Consider the following 6,942-nt stretch of genomic DNA (forward strand, 5'->3'; position numbering starts at 1 on the left):
CGGTGGTGACGGCACCGTAGAGGTCGGCGCCCGCCATCTCGGGGCTCCGGCTCACCTTCTCGACCAGCGCCTCGTCGGCGGCCAGGGCCGAGCCGGAGAACACCCCGGCCCGCATGGCCCCCCGCTCGCGCAGGTGCCGGACGACCGCGCGGGTGTCGATGCCGGCGATGCCGACGATCCCCTGCGTCCGCAGCGCGTCCTCCAGCGAGCCGGTGGACCGCCAGTTCGACGGCCTGCGGCTGGGGTCGCGCACCGCGTACCCGGCGACCTGGATGCCGGTGGACTCGTCGTCCTCGGCGTTCCAGCCGGTGTTGCCGATCTGCGGCGCCGTCTGCACCACGATCTGGCGGTGGTACGACGGGTCCGTCAGGGTTTCCTGGTAGCCCGTCATGCCGGTGGTGAACACGGCCTCGCCGAAGGTCTCCCCCTCGGCACCGAAGGACTCCCCGCGGAAGATCCGGCCGTCCTCGAGGACGAGTACAGCGCTACTCATGCCACAACCTTCCCGTCTCGCGCCGTGATCCGGCCACGCAGAACCGTCGCGACCACCGCACCGGGCAGCCGCATTCCCTCGTACGGCGTGTTCGCCGCCCTGCTCGCCAGCGCCGCGCCCCGCACCGTCCACTGGGCGTCGGGGTCGACCAGGCAGAAGGTCGCGGGCTCCCCGACGGCGATCGGCCTGCCCTGGTCCGGCAGGTTCCCGATCTCCGCGGGCCGCTCGCTCATCACCCGCGCGACGCCGTGCCAGTCCAGCAGCCCCGGCTCGACCATCGTGTGGACCACGACGGACAGCGCGGTCTGCAGACCGAGCATGCCCGGCTTGGCCGCGGCCCACTCCGTGTCCTTGTACTGCGAGGCGTGCGGGGCGTGGTCGGTGGCGACGACGTCGATCACGCCCTCGGCCAGCGCCTCCCGCATGGCCTGGGTGTCCGTGCCGGTGCGCAGCGGCGGGTTGACCTTGTTGACGGGGTCGTAGCCCGTCAGCCTGCCGTCGGTGAGCAGCAGGTGGTGCGGGGTGACCTCGGCGGACACCCGCACGCCCTGGGCCTTCGCCGCGCGCAGCACCGCGATGGTGTGCCGCGAGGACACGTGGCAGACGTGGAGCGCCGCCCCCGCCTCCCGGGCGAGCGCACAGTCTCGCGCGACCACGGTCTCCTCCGCCGTCGCGGGCCAGCCCTGCAGGCCCAGCCGCGACGCGACCGCGCCCTCGTGGGCCTGGGCGCCGCCGGTCAGCCGGTGGTCCTCGGCGTGCTGGGCGATCACGACGTCGAGCGCGCTCGCGTACTCCAGCGCCCGCCGCATGATCAGCGGGTCGTTCACGCAGCGCCCGTCGTCGGAGAACAACCGGACCTGCGCGGCCGACTGGGCCATGGTCCCCAGCTCGGCGAGCTTCTCGCCCTTCAGCCCGGTGGTGACCGCACCGACGGGGTGGACGTCGACCAGGCCGACCTCCTCGCCGCGCCGCCGGACGTGCTCGACGACGACCGCGGTGTCCGCCACCGGGTCCGTGTTCGGCATGGCGAAGACGGCGGTGAACCCGCCCAGTGCCGCGGCGTGCGAGCCGGTCTCGATGGTCTCGGACTCCTCACCGCCCGGCTCGCGCAGGTGGACGTGCAGGTCGACGAGCCCGGGGAGCAGGACGTGCCCGCCCGCGTCGAGGGTCTCGGCGTCCTCGGGGGCGGTCAGGTCGGCCCCGATCTCGACGACGACGCCGTCGCGGACCAGCAGGTCGACGGCCTGTTCGCCGTAGGGCTTGGCGTTCTTGATCAGCAGAGTCATTCGGGCGCTCCGGCGAGCAGGTGGTAGAGGACGGCCATCCGCACGTGCACGCCGTTGCGCACCTGGGCGAGGACCTTGGCGTTCGGGGCGTCGGCGACGGCGGGGGCGATCTCCATCCCGCGCACCATCGGTCCGGGGTGCAGCACCGGCGCGCCCTCGGGGAGCAGCCGGAGCCGGTTCTCGTTGAGCCCGTAGGCGATCGCGTACTCGCGGGCGCTGGGGAAGAACCCGCCGTGCATCCGCTCGGCCTGGACCCGCAGCATCATCACCGCGTCGAGGGCGGGCAGCTCCGCGTCGAGGTGGTGCGAGACGCGGCAGGGCCACTCGGCCACACCGGTGGGCAGCAGGGTCGGCGGGGCGATCAGCACGACCTCGGCGCCGAGGGTGGAGAGCAGCAGCACGTTCGACCGGGCGACCCGGGAGTGCAGCACGTCCCCCACGATCCCGATCCGACGGCCTGCGATCGCGCCGAGCTCGTCCCGGAGGGTGGCGGCGTCGAGCAGGGCCTGCGTGGGGTGCTCGTGGGTGCCGTCGCCCGCGTTGACGATCGAGGTGTGGGTGCCGGTGGTCGCGGCGTCCTTGTCGGCCCACCCGGCGATCCGGTGTGCCGCCCCCGAGGCGGGGTGCCGCACGATCACGCAGTCCGCGCCCATCGCCGAGACCGTGAGCGCGGTGTCCCGCAGCGACTCGCCCTTCGACACCGAGGAGCCCTTGGCGCTGATGTTGATGGTGTCGGCGCTCATCCACTTGCCCGCGATCTCGAAGGAGACCCGGGTGCGGGTGGAGTCCTCGTAGAACAGCGTGACCACCGTGCGGCCGCGCAGGGTGGGGAGCTTGCGCACCTCACGGCCGAGCAGCGTCTCCTTCAGCCTGCTCGAGGTGTCCAGCAGACCGGTCGCCGTGGCGGCGTCCAGGTCCGCGACGGAGAGCAGGTGCTTCACGCGTCGTCCCCCTCGGTGGTCGGCTCCACGGGCTCCTTCTCGATCAGCACGCCGTCCCCGTCGTCGGTCTCGGTGAGCCGGACGAGGATCTTCTCGCTGCGCGAGGTGGGGACGTTCTTGCCCACGTAGTCGGCCCGGATCGGCAGCTCGCGATGGCCGCGGTCCACCAGCACCGCCAGCTGGACGGCGCGCGGGCGGCCCTCGTCCCGCAGGGCGTCGAGCGCCGCGCGGGTGGTGCGCCCGGACATCAGCACGTCGTCCACCAGGACGACGAGCTTGCCGTCGATCCCGCCCTCCGGGACCGCGGTGTCCTCCAGCGCGCGGGCGGGGCCGCGGCGCAGGTCGTCCCGGTAGAGCGTGGCGTCCACGGAGCCGACGGCGGGCGCGGCACCGGTGAACTCGGTGATCGCGGCCGCGAGCCTGCGGGCCAGGACGGCGCCGCGGGTAGGGATGCCCAGCAGCACGAGGTCCGCGGTGTTCCCGGGGCCGAACGCGGTCTTCTCGATGATCTGGTGCGCGATGCGCGCGATGGTGCGGGTGACGTCGGCCGAGGTCAGGAGCTCGCGCGCCTGGTCTCCGACGTCCCCGCGGCGTGGGTCCGCCACGAGGAGCTCTCCTTTCCCGCCTCACGGGACGGGGTTAAAGGACGTGTCCCGGCGACCCTAGCAAGCACGGGGGCCCGACCCGTGGGCGGCGTGGGCCGGATGTGGGGACCCTCTCCCCCGTGATCGGTACAGACCTCCTGCGCGGTCACGGCAGGGTCACGATCGGGGCGAGGATCGGGCACGGTCGCGGGCGCCCGCCCGGCGCGTCGGGGGGCGCGCCGACGGTCACGGCGCGTACGGTCACCCAGCGCCACACCCACACGGCCACCACGCGTACCAGCGGCTGCGGGGGGTACACCGGGCACGCGGCCGAGCGTGGTCCTGGTACCGCCGTCGGGGGACGAACCGTCCTTCGTTCGAGTGGATAAGCCCCACCAGGCACCCGTCCGGGGCGACCTGGCTTGACCTGCACCGCGACACCGGCGCATGATTACTCTGCGTATTGATCGACAGTGGCGAGGGTGGCCGCGGCAAGCGGGGGCAGCGGCCTCGTCCCACGAGCGAGGCACGCGTCCGCGCACCACCACCCGCTCACCACACTCTGCGGTACGAGGTCACCGGTCCCGCGGCCGGACAGGACCAGGAATGAGGAGATCGCCAGATGGGCGACTACGCCAAGGCGCTCGGGGGCAAGCTCCGGGCCATCCGGCAGCAACAGGGGCTGTCGCTGCACGGCGTCGAACAGAAGTCGGGGGGCCGCTGGAAGGCGGTCGTCGTCGGGTCGTACGAGCGAGGTGACCGCGCGGTCACCGTGCAGAAGCTCGCCGAGCTGGCCGACTTCTACGGGGTCCCGGTGGCCGAGCTGCTCCCCGAGGGCCGGGTTCCGTCCGGTTCCGAGCCGGCCACGAAGATCGTCATCAACCTCGAGCGGCTCCAGCAGCTGCCCGCGGACAAGGTGGGCCCGCTGGCCCGCTACGCCGCCGCGATCCAGTCCCAGCGCGGCGACTACAACGGCAAGGTGCTGTCCATCCGGGCGGAGGACCTGCGCTCGTTGGCGATCATCTACGACATGACGCCGGGAGAGCTGACCGACCAGCTCATCGACTGGGGCGTGCTGCCCCCGGAGGCCCGGCCCTCCCACCGGGTCGACTAGACCCGGCTGCACACCGGCACCGTGCACCGGGGAAGGGCGCACGGCACCGGAGCCGACCGACGGCGGCGACCAGGTGGTGGTCGCCGCCGTCGGCGTTCTCAGCCTCGGGGCCTGCGGAACAGGTTCTCCTGCGCGATGCTCGCCACCAGCGTGCCCGCGCGGTCGTGCAGCGTGCCGATGTACCAGTTCCGGCCGCCCGCGGCGGTCCGCGGGACGAGGTCGACGAGCATCCACTCGTCGGCCCGGATCGGGCGGTGGAACCACACCGCGTGGTCCAGGCTCGGCCCCGGGCTGCTCTCGGCCTCGTCCACCTCGGGGAACGCGCCGTACATGTCCGAGATGTAGGTCAGCGCGGCGGCGTGGACCAGCCGGTCCGCGGGCAGCGGTGCGACGCAACGGGTCCAGTACCGGACCGGGAACCCGGGGCCCTTCTGCCGGGCGACCGTGCGGCCCTCGAAGGAGAAGGCGCGGTGCACGGGCCCCCCGGACAGCGCGTCCGGGTCCGGCGCCTCCGGCGCGGGGTCCTCGCTGACGTCCGCGCCCGCCGAGTCGGCGGCGAACGAGGCCGCCATGTTGAAGATCACCTCGCCGTCCTGCAGCGCCACCACCCGGCGCGCCGAGAACGAGCCGCCGTCGCGGTCCCGGAAGACCTGGAAGATCGTGGGGCGGGCCGCGTCGCCGCCGCGCAGGTAGTAGCCGTGCAACGAGTGCGGTGCCCGGTCCGGTTCCACCGTCCGGCCCGCGGCGAGCAGGGCCTGCGCGGCGACCTGGCCGCCGAACAGGGCCCACGGCTCCTCGAACACCACGCGGTTGCGGAACAGGTCGCGGTCGATCTGCTCGAGGTCCAGCAGGTCGGGCAGGGTCGGGGCGGGGTCGACGGTCGTCATCCGGGTACCTCCGAGGCGGCCGTGGCGCGGGAGTGCCGCCAGTCCCCGAGCAACGTCCGGAGACCGGTGACCAGCGCCAACGGCGAGTCGATCATCACGTGGTGGGCGGCGGCGGGGATCTCGATCACGGGCACGCCGCGGCCCAGCCGGTCGCGCACCGCCTCACCCATCGCGGCGGGCATCAGCCCGTGCTCCGCGCGGAACAGGGCCACCCGGCAGCCCGGGATGTCGAGGTCGTCCGGGGCCAGCCCGTCCCGCAGGAAGACCCGCGGGTCGAACTTCCAGGACCAGCCGCCCTCGACCGCGCGCAGCGAGTGCTCGGCGATGTGCCGCAGGACGTACGGCTCGCCCTCCTGGGCGGGGACCGTGCGGAAGAACCGGATCGCCCGGTCCCGGTCGGGGTAAACGCGCAGCGGGCCGAAGGCGGTCCGTCTGCGCGCGGCCTGGTCCTCCGGCGTCAGGGCCCGGACCGGGGTGTCGATCGCCACGACGCCGCCGAGCAGGTCCCCGTGCTCCTGGGCGGCGACCAGGGCCACCATCCCGCCCATGCTGTGCCCGAGGAGCACCGGCCGGGCGGCCAGCCCGGCACTCGCGTCCCCCTCGACCAGCAGGATCCCGCCCTCGTCCAGCGTCTCGTCGAGCTCGCGCAGCTCGGGCTCGCGGTCCCACAGTGTCGTCACGGCGTGCCCCACTTCCTCGGGGGGTTCCTCGGGGGCGCACCCGGACGCCCCGGCCGTGCCACCTCCCTACTCTCGCCCGAGCACCGTCGGACGTTTCGGACACGGGGGACGCGAGCCGAGCCGCGTCCGGCGTGCCGGTCCGTCGAGGGGTACGGACCGGCGGTCGGCCGGTCCGCCGCGACCGGGAGGCCCATATGACCGAGCACGTCCACGACCTGTTCCGCAGGCTGGCCGACGCGATGAACGCCCGTCGCCTCGACGAGCTGGACGAGCTGCTGACGCCGGACTTCGTCCGGCACTGCGAGGCGACGCCGGACGTCGTCGTGCACAGCCCGGCTGACTTCGCGGACTTCCTGCGGGCCAACGCCGAGAGCTTCCCGGACAACGTGCAGAGCTTCGACCAGGTCGTCGTCGAGGGCGACCGGGCCGGTTTCTGGGCCTCCTACACCGGCACGCAGGACGGCCCGCTGGGCCCGTTCCCCGCGAGCGGTCGACAGGTCCGGTTCTCCTTCGGCGGGACCGCCCGGATCCGCGACGGGCGGATCGCCGAACTGTGGGTGACCTGGGACAACATGGCCTTGCTCGGCGCCCTGGGGCACCTGCCCGCACCCGAGCCCGCGAGCTGAGGTCATGGACTACGCGAGCATGCGGGCGTTCTTCTTCGCCGACCCGGACGGACCCCGCCCAGAACCCCCCGCCGCCCGTCGGCCGTCCGCCCCGCGGGCACTGCGGGACGCGATCGAGCCCCTGGCCTGCCTGTCGATCTGGTCGCCGGAGGCGGCCGCGGACTACGCGGAGCTGGGGCTGGACGACTACTTCGCCGCGTACGTCCGCGAGCGCACGGCCCCGCTCGGGGACCCGCCCGCCGAGGTCGTGGTCATGGCGCTGGGGGTGTTCGCCGCCGACCTGCTGGGCCCGCCGTACGCCGTCGGGGCCCGGTTCCCGGCGGTCGACGTC

General features: G+C 73.7%; 9 protein-coding genes. 3 read left to right on the plus strand and 6 right to left on the minus strand.

Translation table 11 applies throughout. From position 1 onward, the window contains the following. The 4 genes from H5J29_RS16020 to pyrR form a co-directional block, all read right to left on the minus strand. A partial coding sequence (locus H5J29_RS16020; protein ID WP_281376002.1) for a carbamoyl-phosphate synthase domain-containing protein occupies positions 1 to 493 on the minus strand: 493 nt, incomplete at its 3' end. Next, positions 490 to 1,779: a dihydroorotase gene (locus H5J29_RS16025; protein ID WP_181781764.1), complete on the minus strand. Its 1,290-nt coding sequence runs from the start codon at positions 1,777 to 1,779 to the stop codon at positions 490 to 492. The genes H5J29_RS16025 and H5J29_RS16020, both read right to left, overlap by 4 nt. Further along, positions 1,776 to 2,720, minus strand: coding sequence for an aspartate carbamoyltransferase catalytic subunit (locus H5J29_RS16030; RefSeq protein ID WP_181781765.1), 945 nt, complete (start codon positions 2,718 to 2,720; stop codon positions 1,776 to 1,778). Before H5J29_RS16030 ends, H5J29_RS16025 begins: the two co-directional genes overlap by 4 nt. Then, positions 2,717 to 3,325: a bifunctional pyr operon transcriptional regulator/uracil phosphoribosyltransferase PyrR gene (gene pyrR, locus H5J29_RS16035; RefSeq protein WP_181781766.1), complete on the minus strand. Its 609-nt coding sequence runs from the start codon at positions 3,323 to 3,325 to the stop codon at positions 2,717 to 2,719. Before pyrR ends, H5J29_RS16030 begins: the two co-directional genes overlap by 4 nt. A gap of 601 nt (positions 3,326 to 3,926) precedes the next feature. Between pyrR and bldD the strand changes: the two genes are divergently transcribed. Continuing rightward, the gene (gene bldD, locus H5J29_RS16040) at positions 3,927 to 4,418 is read left to right on the plus strand and encodes a transcriptional regulator BldD (protein WP_093077966.1); all 492 of its coding nucleotides are present in this window, start codon (positions 3,927 to 3,929) and stop codon (positions 4,416 to 4,418) included. A 98-nt stretch (positions 4,419 to 4,516) separates the two neighbouring features. On the opposite strand, the gene H5J29_RS16045 is transcribed toward bldD, so the two are convergent. Beyond that, positions 4,517 to 5,305, minus strand: a complete 789-nt coding sequence (locus H5J29_RS16045) for an acyl-CoA thioesterase (RefSeq protein WP_181781767.1) — start codon at positions 5,303 to 5,305, stop codon at positions 4,517 to 4,519. After that, entirely contained in the window at positions 5,302 to 5,985 is a 684-nt protein-coding gene (locus H5J29_RS16050; RefSeq protein WP_312858260.1) for an alpha/beta fold hydrolase, read from the minus strand. Before H5J29_RS16050 ends, H5J29_RS16045 begins: the two co-directional genes overlap by 4 nt. 194 nt (positions 5,986 to 6,179) lie before the next feature. On the opposite strand from H5J29_RS16050, the gene H5J29_RS16055 reads away from it, so the two are divergent. Continuing rightward, entirely contained in the window at positions 6,180 to 6,611 is a 432-nt protein-coding gene (locus H5J29_RS16055; RefSeq protein ID WP_181781769.1) for an ester cyclase, read from the plus strand. Between the two features lie 4 nt (positions 6,612 to 6,615). After that, positions 6,616 to 6,942 (plus strand): helix-turn-helix domain-containing protein (locus H5J29_RS16060; RefSeq protein WP_446686481.1); only part of this gene is annotated, 327 nt, incomplete at its 3' end.

This window comes from Pseudonocardia pini (genome assembly GCF_013870575.1).
Taxonomy (GTDB): Bacteria; Actinomycetota; Actinomycetes; order Mycobacteriales; family Pseudonocardiaceae; genus Pseudonocardia; species Pseudonocardia pini.

What these genes read in the sequence shown, in the direction of transcription:
- H5J29_RS16025 (WP_181781764.1), bottom strand. Translation starts at nt 1,779, where the DNA reads ATGACTCTGCTGATCAAGAACGCCAAGCCCTACGGCGAACAGGCCGTC.
- bldD (WP_093077966.1), top strand. Translation starts at nt 3,927, where the DNA reads ATGGGCGACTACGCCAAGGCGCTCGGGGGCAAGCTCCGGGCCATCCGG.
- H5J29_RS16045 (WP_181781767.1), bottom strand. Translation starts at nt 5,305, where the DNA reads ATGACGACCGTCGACCCCGCCCCGACCCTGCCCGACCTGCTGGACCTC.
- H5J29_RS16055 (WP_181781769.1), top strand. Translation starts at nt 6,180, where the DNA reads ATGACCGAGCACGTCCACGACCTGTTCCGCAGGCTGGCCGACGCGATG.